Below are 17,775 nucleotides of genomic sequence, written 5' to 3' on the forward strand. Positions count from 1 at the left end.
ACCATTCATATCCATTACTCATCCTTGAGCTTCCACAATCTTATTTATCGTGGTTTGGATGAGATTTTACTGTCTAAATCTCTACTTACCCCATTGGTGATAGTTGAAGATGAAATTAGTTTTGTCAATAGTAGTTACGCTGCAAATTAACGCAGTCCTTGGGTATCTAATTAAATGTTGTACGGTCTTTGAGGGTCAGAATAAATGGTGCTTTTTTTAAAAGTAGCTATTTGCTTTTAAATTGCAGAAAAGCTTAAAAACGCCCTGCCGTCATCCCCTATTTGTCATTTTTCGACAATCTGGTCTCTGAGACTATTCACAAATACTAGCACTTCGTATCTCTCTGTTTGCTTGACCTTATTCTCACCAAGGGCTTTCGCTATATAATTATAAAAAACATTAAATTCACTGTTTGTTAGACCTCCACCCATTCCACTATGGGAAAGCTTCATACTCCGTCCAGTATAAATACAAGGTCTACCTGTCGCTTCGCAGAATTGATCCACCACCAACTGGCGCAGCCGCTGTTTTGAATTAGTACTCAAGCCAATAAAGTATTTACCAATCTGTGAGTCATTAAATACGTATTTTTCAGTATCTTCAACGACGGCAGCGATCGCGTTGTAGCCTCCTAGCCTATTATAAAGAGACCTTCTTCCTGAACGTTGTGACTCAGACTGCACGATAGTCACTTTTGCTGCTGATAGTTGTCCTGGCGGCGTTGTCGTGGAATGAGCCAAACTAGGACTTAATCTGAAAATAGTCACAACCATGATTGTGATCCCAACCAATGTTAACCAGAAAGCTTTTGTAAATAGGCTTTGTATTTTCATCGTCAAAATTCCTCTCTTAAGTTTGATACTGCATGAATACAGAAAAGTTTTTAAATTTTCAACTTTTCTATTACTAATAGAGAAAACTAACGTAACCGTTCACAGGGTGGTCAAAAAAGTGCCCGATGTAAAAGCACACGGAAACAGTACGAAAACCAGTCTAGATTTGATTTTTTCGGGATAATTTTGAGTAGGCAAAAGTCCTATGCTGGGATGCAAATTATTTTTTAGGCATTAAGGAAAGCGATTATCTCATACCAAAAATCACCCCGAAGCCTTGCTAAACATTAGCTCTAGGTGTTTAGGCAAATGTTCTACCGCCCGTGAACAGCTACCAACTAACTCTAAGAGGATGTTTGAAAAGTATTGTTATTAACATTAAAACCTCGGAAACCTAACCCCCCTAGCCCCCCTTCCTTATGAGGGAATGGGGGTTTCAAAGCCTCTCTTTGCTTGCCTAACGGCAGGCTGACGCCAACGGGGAGAAGAATGGAAGTGTGGTTTTTAGTATACTTTACGACTTTTCAAACATCCTCTTATATATTGACGAAAACACTGTACCAAATTTCCAGTATCAAATCCGAATACGGAACCATTTTTAACAAAAATACAAAACAGTCTTATTTGAATTTATATTGTAAAAAAAAAGCCCATTGATCTGAACTTGTTTATATATGTAAAATCAGTCAATTACCCTAACGAAAATATTTTACCTTTATTGGGCACATTAATTATCTTTTATTAATAAAACCTGGTCAATCTTGACCAGGTTTTATCGAGTTCACAGGTTTCAAATTGTTAAACTAATTAAGTAATTAAAAGTTAATAACTAAGGTGGACTAAACAACAAGCAAACTCAGCATCATTGCGTTTTCGCGCTTCCGGATTTGGCTTTGCCTTCTACATTAGGCTTTTTACCACTTCTCTAATATTTGATAGGCTGAAATTTGCTTGGGTTGATGACAGGGGACACTAAGTCATTTACCCTTTTAGTTTGGTTTGATTTTCTTTGGTGTCCTACTATTTAAATTATCACTTAGTTTGTGAGTTGCAACCCTTAGTTTACTAAAATTGACGTTTTGTTAGATTTTGCAATCTAGAAGCAGAAATTTGATCCCTAACCCTCTTTTTAAGAAAGTTGAAGGGATCTTCGTACTCCTAAGGGGAAGCAAGCTATGCAAAGCGTCTCCAAAAAAGAGAGATAAGTATGGCTAACTAAACTGCATTCTCACCAATTCCACATAATTTGACTGTTATCAAGATGGTCGGTGACACTACGTCCAATGGCATCTATTTCTACCAATTGGGCGGCCGAAAGCTTTATTTGGGTGGCTATATGCGTTGTCTAGTGCTTGTTCGGGATAACGCGCTCCGGCAATCGCATTTGTTTGGGTTTGAGCAATTAACCACGCCAAAGCTAACTGAGCAAGGGTACAATTATGAAGAAGGGCTATGGGACGCAGTTGTTGTAGCGCTTGTTGAGCACGTTCAAAGTTTTCGCCTTGAAACAGTTTATTTTTAGCACGGTTATCTGCTTGGTCAAATTTATGACCGAGAGCAAATTTTCCTGTTAACAATCCCTGTGCTAAAGACGAATAAGCAAGGATAGAAATATTATTTTCGATACAATAGGGCAATGCATCTTGTTCTACCTGTCTCCAGAATAAAGAATAGGGTGGTTGTAAACTATCAATACGTCCATAATTTGCTGCTTGAGCCAACTGGGCGCCAGAAAAATTGGAAACACCAATTGCTCGAATTTTACCTTGCTCTTTGAGCAGGTTAAGAGCGCTCATAGTTTCTTCGATAGTTACTATTTCACTATTAAAAGCACCGGAGGGCCAATGAATTTGGTAAAGGTCGATGTAATCAGTTTTCAGGTTAGTTAGGGAATGATGTCTAACGACAAGCCGCTACGCGTCTACGCAAGCTTCAATCACTTGTTCATACTTTAGATGGTTAGGGGAAACTTTCGTGGCATACTCCACGCGATGTCTGACGACAAGCCGCTACGCGTCTACGCGCACATCAGATAAAGCTTCAGCTACAATTCGCTCAGAGTGTCCTTCACCATAAGCTTCAGCAGTATCAATTGTCGTGATCCCAGCTTCAAATGCGGCTCGGATCGTTTTAATCGAGTCAGCATCCTCAACTCCCACCCACATTCTTTTACCAGCTTGCCAAGTTCCCATCAGGATAGGTGTGATTTGGACATCAGAAGTACCTAGCGCTCGCTTTTCCATAACTGCTTCCTAATTCATTTCCTTGGACAGTTTCATACTTTATCGGTTTTAGGTTGAAATTAAATCAGAGTTACAGTAGATGTGATGGAATTGACTACAACTTTTCATGCTCTCAAAGAATGGGCAGTCGCCGTAAATGCCTTAGAAGACGGTAAAACAATTATGTTGCTCCGCAAAGGCGGTATCCATGAACGAAATGGACATTTCCAAGTTGCCCACAAGCAAATTTTGCTTTACCCTACTTATGAACATCAACAAGCTTTCATGCTGAAAGCTGAGTATGCCAATCATGTTTATCCAGTAACATCAGGTTGGCATCCAGAAACAGTTTGCATCAGCAGTTGGGCTGAAATCACGGATATTTTACCAGTTAGTGACGAATTTATTGTCAATGCTTTGCTTCCCTTCCATATTTGGAACGAGCATTTTATTAGCGATCGCCTCAAATGGAAACCACGCCAGCCGCTTTATATTCTCCTCCTGCGGACATATAAACTATTCCAACAAGAAATTCCCTACCACCCCAAATATGGCGGCTGTAAGTCATGGATTGATTTAGATCAACCAACTCAGTTGCAAGCAGCAAAACCAGTTTTATCTGACTTTGCATACACCCAACAAGTAGAGACAATTCGCGGGATTGTCGGCGATAAGTTGTATGCTCCATCCTTCTAATAACCCAAGTTGCTGCCTAGATCCCCGACTTTTTTAAGAAGTCGGGGATCTAAACCTACAGACTTAAGAGGGCGATTATTACATATTTACTACTACTAATTACTGAAATATCTAGCGATATTGACTAATCAGCCTTGATGTACCACTACTACGAAGAATATCGCACCATAAGTCTAAGGAATAACACATACAGGAATGTTTTGGCTAACATTGACCTCAATACTATTTAGCTAGGCAACTAACTGGTCAAATACAATATCATTTGCAAGGGTGTAAATACCGACTGCTTTCATCTTGCTAAATCCTACTTGACTGATTAAATTACTTATGATGTTTATATTTTCCTATATATTTCTCAGTAAAAGCAACAAGTTCACTGTATATTTACAGTAAATTCAGGAATATAAATCGCGTCCAAGTTTTATATTCTTTGGTTAAAGCGATTTCCGGAAAATAAATTACCCGATAGACCGATTGAGTTAGCTCTGATTTCCTATTGGAAAAAGGACTGTTCTAACTGACCTGGTAATTTCTTATTCAGAAATGTCCTAAGACTGTCATTAGTCATTTGTCTTTTGTAAGTACTTTTGACTAATGACAAACAGAGAAGTCTGAGCGGAGCCTTTCAACGTTGGCGCAACCCGCTGTAGGCATCAAAACTTCAAAGACAACCAGATGAAGTAATTATGCAATTTAGATGTGTTTTAGCTTAGTGTTTAATCAACGGAACTTTATAAGTAATTTCCAAAATCTGCGCTTATGTATGTAAACAGAAAAACAAATAGTTTGATTGCGAAACTCAATCAAAACAGTAGTTATTGTTACACACATTCCTCAAAAGCGCGGATAACATTAGAAAAATATCTCCTATCAGGGAGGTGAGGGAAAGCTGTTTGTCTTGGTGTCCTACTAGCAGCTTTCTCAGGGTATGACTTGTTAAGTAATTATCCTGTGGTGGATATAACTTAATTACACTTTGTCTAAAGTATTAGGCAAAAAAGTAACCCACAAGGGTAAGGTGTGGCTTGACAAAAGCCTACCGTTATGAATTAGTTATTAGCTAAAAACAAAGGAGTTTGCAATGCATCGACAAATGTGCTGGTTATCTAAGTCTGGTGGCGACGGAGAGAAAATTTTGTATTTGCAGACAGAACCCAATCAGCCTTGGCGTCCCTACACAGCTTTTGGACATTTCGCAGTCCCAGATTATCAAATACCAGGTGGTTCTAAAGGTTGGGCAACTTATCAAAAACTTCTCAAAGCAGGTTGGACACTAGTACCTAGCACACGGGCAAACGAGTTTGGCGGCAGCAGCTACGCAGAGTCAACAATCCAAAATCAATAGTCATTGGTCATTGGTCATTAATCATTAGTCATTGGGCATGGTTTTTCCCCTTGTCTCGTTCACAAACCTCTGGGGGAACCTTCACCGCGAGGATCAGCGGCCCCTTCTAGAGTTCCATCGGCTGTAACAGCGATCGCGTTACCATTACCCCAAGGAGCAGTTTCCTTTATTTTGTGTCCCCGACGGCGTAAGTCTTGCACAGTCAAAGCATCCAAGCCCCAGGATTCGACGCGCAACTCATCTGGAAGCCATTGATGATGTATGCGTGGAACCGAAACAGCCGCACCAACATCCATGTTATATTCCAGGACATTCAGGATCACTTGTAAAACCTGGGTGATGATCGTGCTACCACCAGGCGCACCCGCTGCCATACGGAAATGACCATTTTCTGTGACAATTGTGGGAGTCATGCTGGATAGGGGAGTTTTACGGGGTGCAATGCTGTTGGCATCGTTACCAACCAAACCAAAGGCATTAGGCACTCCTGGCGCAGCGGCAAAATCATCCATCTCATTGTTGAGGACAATTCCAGTTCCCGGTGTCACTACACCAGCACCAAAACCGAGATTAATCGTGAAAGTTAGACTCACGGCGTTGCGTTCTTCATCCACAACAGTAAGATGAGTGGTTTGAGGAGATTCATGCCGAGTCGCGTTTGTTTGTAGAGACTGATCAGATAAGGGAATGATATTTTCTCCTAAACTCTGATTATTAGCTTGACTAAAACGTTGTAGTATCTTTCTATCTACTGGCTTGACCTCGGTCGAGGGTCTAGCCACTTGCATATTAATTTCTTGACGGCGTTTTTTGGCGTAAGCTGGACTGAGCAGTTCTTGTACAGGAACTTTGACAAAATCAGGATCGCCTAAATATTCTGAGCGATCGGCGTAAGCAATCTTCATTGCTTCTACCATTAAATGTATGGCATCGGGATGATGCCATCCTAAAGATTTTAAATCAGTGTCACCGATAATATTTAAAATCTGCAATAGATGAACGCCTCCCGATGAAGGTGGTGGCATTGAGCAAATTTTAGCTTTACGAAAGTTCCCACAAACGGGAGTGCGCCAGATTGGTTTATAGGCTTTCAGGTCTTCTAGAGTAATTAAACCACCATTTTTTACCATATCAGAAGCGATCGCACGAGCAATACTTCCGGTGTAAAAACTTTGGGGATTTTGGGCAATTGCTGTTAGGGTGCGGGCCAAATCACTCTGCACCAGCTTGTCTCCAGATTTGTAAAATTCACCGTTGCGAGTGAAAATTTCCCGCGCTGCTGGATTCTTGAGAATTACTTGCTTGCGGGAATCGTTGGTTTGCAGAGAATGCCAAGTTTCCCCAGTACGAAGAATAAAGCCATATGCAGCGAGTGCGATCGCAGGTTTCATTACCTCTTGCCAAGAAAGTTTACCATAGCGACGATGCACTTCATAAAGTCCCGCCACCGTTCCTGGTGTGCCTACTGCTAAATAACCATTGATACTTGCATTTGGACGCACCTTTCCTTCTGCATCCAGATACATATTTCTTGTAGCTTTCAGGGGGGCGCGTTCCCGAAAATCTAGCGCTTTCATCTCGCCAGTTTTTTCAGAGTGCATCAGCAAAAATCCGCCGCCGCCGATGCCTGCTGAAAAAGGCTCAACTACCGAGATTGCAAAGGTTGTGGCTACAGCTGCATCTACTGCATTACCACCTTTGCGTAACATCAAAATTCCCGCTTCACTTGCTAGGGGATGGGCCGAAACTACCATTCCCTTTTTGCTGTGTAGGGGTAAAGTCAAGGCGGCTGATGCAACTTGGCTGTAAAGTAAGACGCTCAAGAAAAAGATTACGTAGGCGTAGCCCGCCGCAGGCATCGCAACTCGCTTGGGTTTAACAACAGTAAGCATTTTTAGTTTAGTTATTGAGGTGATACAATTTTTTACTAAAATATTATACTTGTTTAGCATCTTGGTGTGAGATTATTTATATGATTTAAGAAATATACTGTCCTGATGAATGCTATGTTAATCAAAACAAGTAAGACATTTTTCAAAGCTTTAACTATTGGATTATGTATCTCTAGCGGAAGCGTTCTCTCTCAGACATTACCGCTTTCCTCTAACTTAGTGGGTTTTAATACGCCTGAAGGGGAAAAATTATTATTTCAGAGTAAATCCAAAGAAGACTTTTTTCCATTGAGTATGCAATTCACCACTCAAAATAATCAAGCATATTGTGGTGTTGCTAGTATGGTTATGATCCTGAATAGTCTACAAATTCCAGCACCAGAAGTACCCCAGTACAAGCCATATCGAGTATTTACTCAAGAAAACTTTTTTAGCAATGATAATACAAAAAAAGTGTTAACACCTGAAACTGTGTCTCACCAAGGTATGACTCTAGACCAGTTAGGGAAATTACTAGCCAGCTACGGCGTTAAAGTTAATGTTTACCACGCTGCTGACACTAGTTTAGAAGAGTTCCGCAAACAAGCAGCAGAAAATTTAAAACAACCGCAAAATTTTATTTTAGTAAACTATTTACGCAAAGAAATTGGTCAAGAGAAAGGTGGGCATATTTCTCCTTTAGCAGCATATAATGAGCAAACAGATAGATTTTTAATTCTTGATGTTTCTCGTTACAAGTATCCACCAGTTTGGGTAAAAACAACAGATTTATGGAAAGCAATGCTCACAAATGATCCCTCATCAAATAAAAGCCGTGGCTTTGTATTTGTAAGCAAAAGCCCTTGATATAACAATCTGTTCATTGAATTCATGAATTCTGTAATCGCCTTTCCTCCATCTAAACAATGGGATCGGCAATATCTAAAATGTCAGCTAATATGGATACCGTAATTACACCACAAAAAATCGAGTTACCACCTGGCGCGGTGTTGAAACTGTTGGGAAACTGGCAAGACTATCAAATATTGAGTCAGCAACTAGGCGATCGCTCCTCGCCTCGGATAAAATATAGACCTGGAGAGATTTTGCTAATGGCACCGCTACCAGAGCATGGAAGAGATGCGAGCTTGCTGGCATTGATAGTAATAGCTCTACTTGACCACTTAAACCGCATATACGAGTCATTTACGCCCATCACCATGAGCTTGCCAGAAATTAGTGGTATTGAACCAAACTATTGCTTTTACATTGAAAATTGGAGAGCAGTAGTAGGCAAAAAAAGAATTGATTGGCAATCAGATCCACCACCAGATTTAGCAATTGAAATAGATGTGACAAGCTACACCGACATTAATGATTTCTTACCTTATCGAGTGCCAGAGGTCTGGATATTAAAGAGTAATAGGTTATTAATTTATAGATTGCAAGAAGAAAGTTATCTGCTTACAGAAAGCAGTTACTTTCTTAATGTCAGAGAAATTGTACAGCAATGTGTTCAAATTGCAAACGAGCAAACAACAAGTGAAGCGATTCGGTGGTTAAGAAACTTTTTGCGTGAACAACAGTAGACAAGCGGTAATAGTTAAACACGAAAAATGGTATAAGCGATCGCTCCTCGCCTATCTTTGAGATGAACCTAATCCCTTGGATTTCCGAAACTCTTGGACAACATCTTTAATATCTTGCAATTCACCCTCAACTAAATAGTTTAATCGCCGCATTTCATCTGCCGAAATTTTTCCGCCAAGTGAGGCGATCGCTTTTCTTAACTCAGGATATTTTTTTAAAGTTTCTTGTCGAACAATTGGTGTAGCTTCATAAGGAGGAAAATATTTTTTATCATCCTTGAGTACAACTAAACCCAAGCGAGAAATTTGTCCGTCAGTAGAGTTACCCGCTACCATATCTACCTGTTTTTGAATCAAAGCCCGATATATTAAACCCAAGTCCATGATTTGGGGTGGTTTAGCAAAACGCAAATCGTAAGCTTTAGCTAATCCGGGAAAACCATCTTCCCGTTCTAAAAATTCGTAGCCGAAACCGCCACGCCACTGTGGTGTATATTGAGTAGCTTCGGAGATAGTCTGAATATTGTAGCGTTTGGCATCATCACCCCGGACAATCATCGCAAAAGTGTTTTCAAAACCCAGGCTTGGCATGACTTCCAGATTGAATTGCTGGGCATAAGCTTGTTTTAATCTTTGATAAACTTCTTTAGGATCATTAACTGCTTTTTGCTTGAGAATTCCAGTAAAAGCTGTGCCTGTATACTCAATATATGCGTCAATTTTGCCAGCAGTAATAGCACTATGACAAACAAAAGAACCACCCAAACGGAAACGGCGATCCACTTTTAAATTAGTTGTTGCCTCAATTTGCTGTGCTAAAAGTTCACCTAAAATATCTTGTTCAGTAAAATCTTTGGAAGCAACGATAATATTGCCATCGCTGCTACTATTTACATTCGGCGTGCAGCTAGTGGTTACTAGTAACAAAGCAAAAGTTAAAAAGCACAATGCTAAAAATCTTTTCATTAAATAGATGGTGTAAATAAATATGATATGGATTGTCATTGCTAGGAGGAACGACATATTACATTTAATTATGCCTGCCTACTTACTAGCTTAATTTTTAATTTTTAATTTATTCTCCAACCAGCCAATTGCAAAGTCAGCCAGTAATGCAATTACCGCCGCCGGAACTGCACCAGCTAAAATTAACTGATCATTCACAACTGATATCCCACGAAAAATAAACACTCCCAAACCACCAGCACCAATTGCTGCTGCAATAGTTGCAATCCCAATGGCAATTACCGTTGCTACCCGCACTCCTGCTAAAATTACTCCCATTGCCAAGGGAATCTCAACTTGCAATAACAATTGTCTATCTGTCATCCCCATTCCTCTCCCAGCTTCCCGAATAGCTGGATCGACGCTAGTAATCCCTGTATAAGTGTTACGAATTATCGGCAGTAGAGAATATACAATCAGGGCAACAATTGCTGGGACTGCGCCAATTCCGCCAATTATGGGAACCGGAATCAGTAAGCCAAACAGTGCCAAACTAGGAATAGTTTGCAGAATATTCGCTATGCCAAGAATTGGTTGGCGGAGATAGGTTTTGCGTGTAATTAAAATACCTAATGGAATGCCTATAAGTATGGCAATTCCGATCGCGATTCCTACCAAAAATAAGTGTTCTAGAGTATGCTGAAGAATTTCTGGGGCATACTTAACGAGGAAGAAATTTTTCATAAAGTGTCTTGCAGGGAACGCAGACATCGAAGAAAGGCTAGGCTTTCTGGGTGTTGCGATCGCATAAATTCATCTGTTGTCCCCAATACTACCAATTCTCCGCCAGACATTAAACCAATTCTCGATGCCAAAATAAAGGCTTCTTGAATATCGTGGGTAACAAAAACAACAGTTTTACCTAATTCTTGTTGCAAATGCCGAAACTCTTGTTGAAGTTCTAGGCGCGTAATCGGATCGAGTGCGCCAAAGGGTTCATCCATCAACAACACTGGTGGATCTGCTGCTAAAGCCCTGGCTACACCGACTCTTTGCCTTTGTCCGCCCGAAAGTTCGTGCGGGTAACGTCCAGCAAATTGTGCTGGTTCTAAACCTACTAATTGCAACAATTCATAAACCCGCGTTTTAATTTGTTTCGGTTGCCAACCTTCCAAAGCCGGCACTAAACCCACATTGCGTTCTATAGTGAAATGGGGAAATAAACCAATTTCTTGGATTACATAACCAATTTTTCGCCGTAGTTTAATTTCATCCCATTCAGTTGTCGGAATACTATCAAATAAAACTTCACCTTGTGTGGGTGTGAATAGGCGATTAATTAACTTCATTGTCGTGGTTTTGCCACTTCCACTGCGTCCAAGTAATACCAGTGCTTCTCCTTGGCGAATGGTGAAATTGAGATTTGACACCAATGGGCGATGATTGCGGCTAAAGGTGACATTGCGGAATTCGACGGCGGTTTGGTTATTTTGCGGCATGAATGGCTTTTGGTGGACGCTAGCTATATGTATTATGTGCTGATTTCGCTAGCGTGCTAACGCTTAATTTGCCTTTCCTAATTGGTTTAGACCATTTTGGATTTAGGGTTTTAGTATATAGCAATCCTAAATCATTTGTAAATCTTCTCTTCTTACACTTTGCGCCTTATGCGTCCTTTGCGGTAGCCTGGGGCAAGCCGCTACACGTCTACGTTAAAAAAGATAATTTTTACAACTCAGATAGGATTTCTAAATGTAGGGTGCGTTATGGCGCTAGCCTAACGCACTGTAATAGCTCATAAAAACGGTGCGTTAGCTTAACGGCATAACACACCCTATTATGCTACTTTTAAGACCTTCTATGCAGTTTTAGTATTCTCATCTAAGACTAGTTCTGCAACATTTTTCAAGCGACTCGACCTGATTTTGCGGGCGCGATCGCTATTGCGAACACCACCCGCCATCTCATACTCACGGCTGTCTTTGCCGTACTTGATAGCAACCACCATTAGCATCTTCTCAGAAAGCTGACTCAAGTTTTTTTCCATCTCTTCAATTTCAGTTTTAGAAGAGTCAACCACAGACAGAGCAGTATTATAAACATCAATTTTGTTACCTAACTGCTCAATTGACTCAATCAGTTTTTCTAGACTATAATTTTCATCAAATTTAATGTTTGGAACAATCGATTTCAGTCCAGATGATCTTAACTGAGCTTTTTCTAAAATGCGAGATGTGCGTTTTAAACGAGACATAAATTTATTTCTTTAAGATACTTCTAGAGCTAGCTTGCCCTAGTTAAACTGCATTCCGGTTCAGGGTAACTCACAATTTTTTCTCATAAAATTTTCAGGTAATACCAGTAATTTTGCGGTATCTCATCACTAAATGTTGATTTTTATAGTAATAATTGTTTAAGTTTCATAAAAGTTTTAAGGGAGACCGCTCCGGTGAACCCGAAGACTGCTCCGGTGAACCCAAAGACCGCTCCGGTGAACCCGAAGACTGCTCCGGTGAACCCGAAGACTGCTCCGGTGAACCCAAAGACCGCTCCGGTGAACCCAAAGACCGCTCCGGTGAACCCGAAGACCGCTCCGGTGAACCCGAAGACCGCTCCGGTGAACCCGAAGACCGCTCCGGTGAACCCGAAGACCGCTTCAGTTTGTTGGGGAGTGCGTAGACGCAAAGCGGCTTGTTGATGGATATTGCTGCGTAGGCAAAACTTCTGTAGGCGATCGCCTAGTATTCTGTAGGAAAGACCAATATAGGCGATCGCAGTTTGTCATAGATAGTGCGATGCCTACGGCGGTAAACTACGCTTATTGTGGAAGGGCGATTGCTATTACCATACGAAGTTAGAACTTTCAAAATCACTCAATATTTCTATGGTAGTGTGGACTCGGTTCAGCAAAATAAGAATACTTCATGCGGCGAGACTCGATATTTTACAAACTATTTCAACAATCTCCCACGTTATTATTTGAATTATTGACCAATCCGCCAACAAATGCTGATGCCTATCGATTTGACTCAGTAGCAGTCAAAGAACCCAAATTTGAAATAGACGGCGTATTCCTCCCACCAGAAAATGCAGGTGCAGGAGTAGTGTATTTTTGTGAAGTCCAATTCCAAAAAGATGAACAGCTTTACGAAAGAGTATTTGCTGAGTCCTCACTATATTTTTACCGCAACCGGGAGAGATTTAGCGATTGGCAAGTAGTCATAATTTACCCATCTCGCAGTCTGGAACAAAGCCAGATTCATCCCCATCGCTCATTGCTCAATGGCGAACAAGTGCATCGAATATATTTAGATGAATTGGGGGATATTCGTACCTTACCTTTATGGGTAGCGCTGATGGTATTAACGACAGTCACAGAAGAACAAGCACCAGAACAAGCCAGGTATTTATTAACTAGAACTCGGCAAGAAGTATCATCACCCACAAGTCGGGCCATAATAGAGATGATTACGACGATTATGGTGTACAAGTTTGAGCAATTAAGTAGAAGGGAGGTAGAGTCGATGCTGGGAATCACACTTAAGGAAACGCGAGTTTATCGGGAAATTAAGCAAGAAGGGCGCGAAGAAGGACTAGAGGAAGGGCGCGAGGAAGCAACAGTTAATATAGTTAACCGACTGCTAAAAAAGCGATTTGGTGAAGTGACTCCAGAAATGCGTTCCGCCATCACTGGTTTACCTTTACCTGTTCTGGAAGACTTGAGTGAAGCACTGTTAGATTTTACCAGTGTGGCTGATTTGCAGTCGTGGTTAGCAGAGCGATAAGCCCGCTTTTATGTAGGTGCTGCTGAGATAGAAGCGATCGCATTGCTTAACTTTTAGATAGTCGTTTACATCTATAATTTAACGATGAGCAACTGCAATGCCGAAAAGTAATATCATAAACACCACCAAACTCAGCACTGATGGCACTCACCAAGTTGTTATTTTGCCGGAAGATTTTCAACTCACTGGCACAGAAGTCTATATCAAAAAAATTGGTAACGCGATCGCTATCATTGCCAAAGATAACCCCTGGCGATCGCTCATCGACAGTCTAGACAATTTCTCTGATGATTTTATGACTAATAACGATCGCCCACTCATGGACACCAGAGAGAGTTTGTAAATGCGATACCTGCTTGATACCAGCAAAGCGGCTTGTTTATAGATATGGCTGCGTAGGCAAAACTTTTGTAAGTGATGCCTACAGCGGTAAACTACGCAGTTTATGAGAGATAGTTAGTAGCGTGTTATGGAAGGGCGATCGCAATCGCAAGTTAGGCAAATCCAATTGCTGCGTTGTACCCCACAAGTCTGAAGTTTAGATGCATTTGTCCTAAAACACAACCCAAAGACTTTTGGGTTGACAAAAATATAACTGTTAAAATTAGCATAATGGTGTCAAAATGCGAAAGAATACACCCAATAGGAGAAAAATGCCAGCCATTGTTAAATTACAACTCTCCTTAGAAACTTTAGCAGAAGCAATATCTTCCCTTGATTTAACAGAAAAACGTCAACTTCAAGAGCTAATTGAGCAACAAATTTTTGAAGCCGAAGAAGCGTTGTACGAAGACAATGCAGATACACTGGTCGAAATTCAAGCAGTTCGCGCTGAGTATAGCGATGGTGAGTCAGTGACTATAGATGAATATCTTGCTAACCGCTCAGAGCAGAGATAATAAATTATGTAATCGCTATTTCAAAGCCGGTACAAAAGCAGATTGACAACTTACCAAATGATCTTGTTGAGCGTGTTATTGAAAAAATCCAAAATCTTGCTTCAGAACCGCGTCCTGATGGGATTGTCAAGTTAAAAGGTTCTGATAACGAGTATCGTATTCCGATTGGTGATTACAGAGTTCGTTACGAGATTGATGATGAAAGTCAACTCGTACAAATTTTGCAGTGCAAGCATCGGAAAGATGTTTATAGAAAAAATTAGTTTTGAGATGCTCAACCTCAACGCGATCGCTTTTTGCCCAAACGCTATTGTTCTCATTGCCAAAGATAACCCCTGGTGATCGCTCATTGAGAGTCTAGACAATTTCTGTGATGATTTTATGATTAATAGCGATCGGCCACTCATCGACACCAGAGAGATTTTGTAAATCTGGGCGAATGGAATTCGCGGCTACACAGACTTGTGTTGAGCGCAGTCGAAATACAAGTCTGTATAGCCGCGATTCTAATCGCCAGGTGTTTGCAAAGGTGAGATGCTTACTTATTAAGACTTGATAGCAATATCTATGAAGACTTTTCAGACATCCTCTTAAATTAGTACCAGTCGCCTATAACTAATCAAAGTTTTGTATAAACATAGTCTTCAGTAAAGTTCTGCGACAGGTCGCATTTACCGTCTGTTGCATATACGTTGATTCTGATAAGATTTGGCACACTAAGAACAGTAAGTGTATCATACAGCAGTGTCGTACAACCTTTTGAAAGAGTGGTACGAGCTACAACAAGGTCAGCAGTGCGATTATCAAAGAACACACCAGTGATTTTATGAATAGGGGCGTTGGTTAGTGTACCCCCTAAAGTACAACGTTCTGGGAAAAATTAATAATAATACCATCTGGTCTTTTCCAATAACCGCTGACGTTGGGGCAGGCTTTTTGAGCGATCGCAGATTCTTGCATGGGAACAAAAGAACCCAAAAGCAAACCGGAACTAACAATAAGCAAACCAAAGAAATTTTTCACGAAGATACTCCTAGTTGTTCTAATGGTGTTAGCACTGTTCTGTTGTAAAGATTTGTCGTCCAGAGCAAGCAAAACATTGCCCTGACAGATGGTCAGAAAGCTAGAATGTAGCCATGCTCTTTTAATATTCAGAGGCAGTGCCAAAAATTACGTAACCAGTTATAAAATAGTTACAAATTTTCATATACCCAATTCAGGCTTAGAAATATCTGAGATAAGAACACAACCCAATACTGTTCGGTTAAGTCTAAAAAATAACTAACGCACCATGTTAATTCACATCTTGCACCGGGCGAATGGAATTCGCGGCTACACAAACAAAGTCCGCCGACGCGGACTAATAAAAAATCAAGGGTTTGAACCCACGCAGGTGGGTTTTGTATTTCGACTGCGCTCAACACAAGTCTGTGTAGACGCGATTTCTAATCGCCCGGATTTACAAACGTGAGATACTTACCATCAAGACTCCATCTCTGCTAATTCTAACCAGCGTTCAGTCGCCACATCGATCGCTTGCTTGAGAGATTCCACTTGTTCGTATAGTTTCTGTACTTGGCTATAATTCCCCGGTGAGACATTTGCTAGTGTTTTCTCGGTTTCTGCCTTCTCAGCCTCTAACTGGGCAATTTTACCTTCCAACTGCTCAAATTCTTTCTTTTCCCAATTGGATAACCTACGTCGCTTTGTATTCTCTACCTCTTTGGATGAAGATGCACCATTTTGGGCTTCGACATTTTTGGGCTTATCTTTAGTATTAGCAGCTTGTTGCTGTGCTGCTTCTTCAGCCTTCTTATAGTCCAGATAAACTGAGTAATTACCTGGGTATTGCCGGAGATTACCGCCTTCCTCAAAGGAAAATACTGTGTCGATGGTGCGATCAAGAAAGTAGCGATCGTGAGAAACTACAATTACACACCCGACAAAATCTTCTAAATAATCCTCTAGTACTGCCAATGTCTGAACATCTAAATCGTTCGTCGGTTCATCTAAAATCAAGACATTGGGCGCACTCATCAAAACCCGCAACAGAAATAAACGGCGTTTTTCACCACCAGAAAGTTTACTAATTGGGGCATACTGTTGATTACCAGGAAACAAAAATCGCTCCAACATTTGGGAAGCAGTTATTTGAGTCCCATCGGTAATTTTGATAAATTCTCCTTCTTCTTTGATGTAGTCAATCACGCGCTGATTTTCGTTTAAGGCTGTGAGCAATTCTTCAGAATGCTGGTCAAAATAACCGATGTGAATTGTAGTACCAATATCTGCAATACCTGAATCTGGCTTAATCTGACCAGTAATAATATCCATTAAAGTAGATTTACCAGCACCATTAGCGCCGATGATGCCGATGCGGTCTTCTGGACTAAATTCGTAGGTGAAATTATTAATCAGGGTACGTCCATCATAAGCTTTAGAAATTTTATTTAATTCAATAACTTTTTTGCCAATGCGACGACCAACTGTAGAAATATCAACTTTACCCTGAACTTGTTTAAATTCAGTATCCCGCAGAGCGTGTGCGCGGTCAATTCTAGCTTTTTGTTTGGTACTTCTGGCTTTCGGCCCTTTTTTGAGCCATTCTAACTCGCGCCGCAGCAAGCCTTGATGTTTTCGTTGAGTACTTACAGCAGATTCTTCAGCTAATGCTTTCTTTTCGAGGTAATATGAATAGTTACCTGTATAGGTGTAAATGTCGCCTCGGTCAATTTCAATGATCCGATTGGTAACACGATCCAGAAAGTAGCGATCGTGGGTGATTAGAAAAAGTGCGCCGCGATAGCGATTTAAATAACTTTGTAACCATTCAACAGAAAGAGCATCGAGATGGTTTGTCGGCTCATCCATGAGCAAAACATCAGGTTCTGCTAGCAATGCTGATGCTAGAGCAATACGCTTGCGATAACCTCCAGATAAAGTGCCTATTTTTGCATCAAAGTCAGAAATTCCTAATTTTGTGAGGATGATTTTAGCGTTGGTTTCTAGTTCCCAAGCACCACTCGTATCCATCCGTTGCATCACCACAGAAAGGCGAGACATCACTTGGCTATCATCTGGATAGTGAGCTAATTTATCTGAGAGTTCTTCATACTCACGCACCAAAGCCATATGTTCGCCACTGTCGGCGAAAACTTGCTCTAAAACTGTGTGGTTTTCATCTAAATCTGGTAGCTGGGGTAAGTAGATAATTTTAGAACCGGAGTTGACTAAAACTTGACCGCTATCAATGGTTTCTAACCCAGCGATCATTTTTAATAAGGTTGATTTCCCAGAACCGTTAGTACCAATCAAACCAACTTTATCGGTAGCATCGAGGCTAAAGCTAGCATCTTTTAAAATTTCCTTGATGCCAAAGTCTTTTTTTACTGATTGTAGTGTAATGATACTCATAAGATTTAAGTCATTAATTATTTTTCATTAGTGAGTAGGCAAGGCCTATGCCGCATTGGTGTCAACTTCAGTTCAAACCCCTTTAAAACCTCGTTTCCAGTCAGAGGCTGGAAATGCAAATCAAAAGCGGTTCTGCGCCAGTCTTGAGGCGGAGCCTCATATTAGGCATTCCCAGT

18 protein-coding genes and 1 pseudogene are annotated in these 17,775 nt (G+C 40.8%); 9 read left to right on the forward strand and 10 right to left on the reverse strand.

Annotated elements, in window-relative coordinates; all coding sequences use genetic code 11:
• Positions 1-284 precede the first annotated feature (284 nt).
• Positions 285-833, reverse strand: coding sequence for a group I truncated hemoglobin (locus V7K85_RS24090; RefSeq protein WP_334817237.1), 549 nt, complete (start codon positions 831-833; stop codon positions 285-287).
• Positions 834-2,061: 1,228 nt separating this feature from the next.
• Positions 2,062-3,076 (reverse strand): annotated as a pseudogene (locus V7K85_RS24095) (aldo/keto reductase).
• A gap of 84 nt (positions 3,077-3,160) precedes the next feature.
• Here V7K85_RS24095 and V7K85_RS24100 point away from each other — a divergent pair.
• Entirely contained in the window at positions 3,161-3,751 is a 591-nt protein-coding gene (locus V7K85_RS24100) for a DUF1802 family protein (protein ID WP_334817239.1), read from the forward strand.
• Positions 3,752-4,832: 1,081 nt separating this feature from the next.
• Positions 4,833-5,096: a hypothetical protein gene (locus V7K85_RS24105; protein ID WP_334817241.1), complete on the forward strand. Its 264-nt coding sequence runs from the start codon at positions 4,833-4,835 to the stop codon at positions 5,094-5,096.
• Between the two features lie 59 nt (positions 5,097-5,155).
• Here the strand turns inward: V7K85_RS24105 and ggt are convergent, their stop codons facing one another.
• Complete coding sequence (ggt, locus tag V7K85_RS24110; protein WP_334817243.1) at positions 5,156-6,988, reverse strand: gamma-glutamyltransferase; 1,833 nt, start codon at positions 6,986-6,988, stop codon at positions 5,156-5,158.
• Positions 6,989-7,093: 105 nt separating this feature from the next.
• Between ggt and V7K85_RS24115 the strand changes: the two genes are divergently transcribed.
• Together V7K85_RS24115 and V7K85_RS24120 are read left to right on the forward strand one after the other, a co-directional pair.
• Entirely contained in the window at positions 7,094-7,834 is a 741-nt protein-coding gene (locus V7K85_RS24115; protein WP_442940614.1) for a phytochelatin synthase family protein, read from the forward strand.
• A gap of 92 nt (positions 7,835-7,926) precedes the next feature.
• The gene (locus V7K85_RS24120; protein ID WP_334817466.1) at positions 7,927-8,556 is read left to right on the forward strand and encodes a Uma2 family endonuclease; all 630 of its coding nucleotides are present in this window, start codon (positions 7,927-7,929) and stop codon (positions 8,554-8,556) included.
• Between the two features lie 51 nt (positions 8,557-8,607).
• Here V7K85_RS24120 and V7K85_RS24125 read toward each other — a convergent pair whose 3' ends face one another.
• The 5 genes from V7K85_RS24125 to V7K85_RS24145 all read right to left on the reverse strand — a co-directional run bounded on the left by V7K85_RS24125 (position 8,608) and on the right by V7K85_RS24145 (position 12,186).
• Positions 8,608-9,522 (reverse strand): glycine betaine ABC transporter substrate-binding protein, encoded by a 915-nt coding sequence (locus tag V7K85_RS24125; RefSeq protein WP_334817247.1) that lies wholly within the window; start codon positions 9,520-9,522, stop codon positions 8,608-8,610.
• Between the two features lie 90 nt (positions 9,523-9,612).
• Positions 9,613-10,245, reverse strand: a complete 633-nt coding sequence (locus tag V7K85_RS24130) for an ABC transporter permease (RefSeq protein ID WP_334817249.1) — start codon at positions 10,243-10,245, stop codon at positions 9,613-9,615.
• Positions 10,242-11,000 carry an ATP-binding cassette domain-containing protein gene (locus V7K85_RS24135; RefSeq protein ID WP_334817251.1) on the reverse strand — a complete coding sequence of 253 codons (759 nt, stop codon included), beginning with the start codon at positions 10,998-11,000 and terminating at the stop codon, positions 10,242-10,244. Before V7K85_RS24135 ends, V7K85_RS24130 begins: the two co-directional genes overlap by 4 nt.
• A gap of 359 nt (positions 11,001-11,359) precedes the next feature.
• A complete protein-coding gene (locus V7K85_RS24140; RefSeq protein ID WP_334817253.1) occupies positions 11,360-11,755 on the reverse strand; it encodes a hypothetical protein in 396 nt (131 codons plus the stop codon).
• 143 nt (positions 11,756-11,898) lie between these two features.
• Positions 11,899-12,186 carry a hypothetical protein gene (locus V7K85_RS24145; protein ID WP_334817255.1) on the reverse strand — a complete coding sequence of 96 codons (288 nt, stop codon included), beginning with the start codon at positions 12,184-12,186 and terminating at the stop codon, positions 11,899-11,901.
• Positions 12,187-12,425: 239 nt separating this feature from the next.
• Here V7K85_RS24145 and V7K85_RS24150 point away from each other — a divergent pair, with 239 nt between their 5' ends.
• From V7K85_RS24150 to V7K85_RS24165, 4 genes are all read left to right on the forward strand, one after another.
• A complete protein-coding gene (locus V7K85_RS24150; RefSeq protein WP_334817257.1) occupies positions 12,426-13,286 on the forward strand; it encodes an Rpn family recombination-promoting nuclease/putative transposase in 861 nt (286 codons plus the stop codon).
• 115 nt (positions 13,287-13,401) lie between these two features.
• Positions 13,402-13,629, forward strand: a complete 228-nt coding sequence (locus V7K85_RS24155) for an antitoxin (protein WP_334817468.1) — start codon at positions 13,402-13,404, stop codon at positions 13,627-13,629.
• 310 nt (positions 13,630-13,939) lie between these two features.
• The gene (locus V7K85_RS24160; RefSeq protein WP_334817259.1) at positions 13,940-14,185 is read left to right on the forward strand and encodes a hypothetical protein; all 246 of its coding nucleotides are present in this window, start codon (positions 13,940-13,942) and stop codon (positions 14,183-14,185) included.
• 77 nt (positions 14,186-14,262) lie between these two features.
• The gene (locus tag V7K85_RS24165; protein ID WP_334817470.1) at positions 14,263-14,448 is read left to right on the forward strand and encodes a type II toxin-antitoxin system RelE family toxin; all 186 of its coding nucleotides are present in this window, start codon (positions 14,263-14,265) and stop codon (positions 14,446-14,448) included.
• 592 nt (positions 14,449-15,040) lie between these two features.
• On the opposite strand, the gene V7K85_RS24170 is transcribed toward V7K85_RS24165, so the two are convergent.
• Positions 15,041-15,352, reverse strand: coding sequence for a hypothetical protein (locus V7K85_RS24170; RefSeq protein ID WP_334817261.1), 312 nt, complete (start codon positions 15,350-15,352; stop codon positions 15,041-15,043).
• A gap of 124 nt (positions 15,353-15,476) precedes the next feature.
• Between V7K85_RS24170 and V7K85_RS24175 the strand changes: the two genes are divergently transcribed.
• Positions 15,477-15,656: a hypothetical protein gene (locus V7K85_RS24175; RefSeq protein WP_334817263.1), complete on the forward strand. Its 180-nt coding sequence runs from the start codon at positions 15,477-15,479 to the stop codon at positions 15,654-15,656.
• 11 nt (positions 15,657-15,667) lie between these two features.
• On the opposite strand, the gene V7K85_RS24180 is transcribed toward V7K85_RS24175, so the two are convergent.
• Complete coding sequence (locus V7K85_RS24180) at positions 15,668-17,599, reverse strand: ABC-F family ATP-binding cassette domain-containing protein (protein ID WP_334817265.1); 1,932 nt, start codon at positions 17,597-17,599, stop codon at positions 15,668-15,670.
• Positions 17,600-17,775: the final 176 nt, after the last annotated feature.

Source organism: Nostoc sp., from assembly GCF_036917615.1.
Taxonomy (GTDB): Bacteria; Cyanobacteriota; Cyanobacteriia; order Cyanobacteriales; family Nostocaceae; genus Nostoc.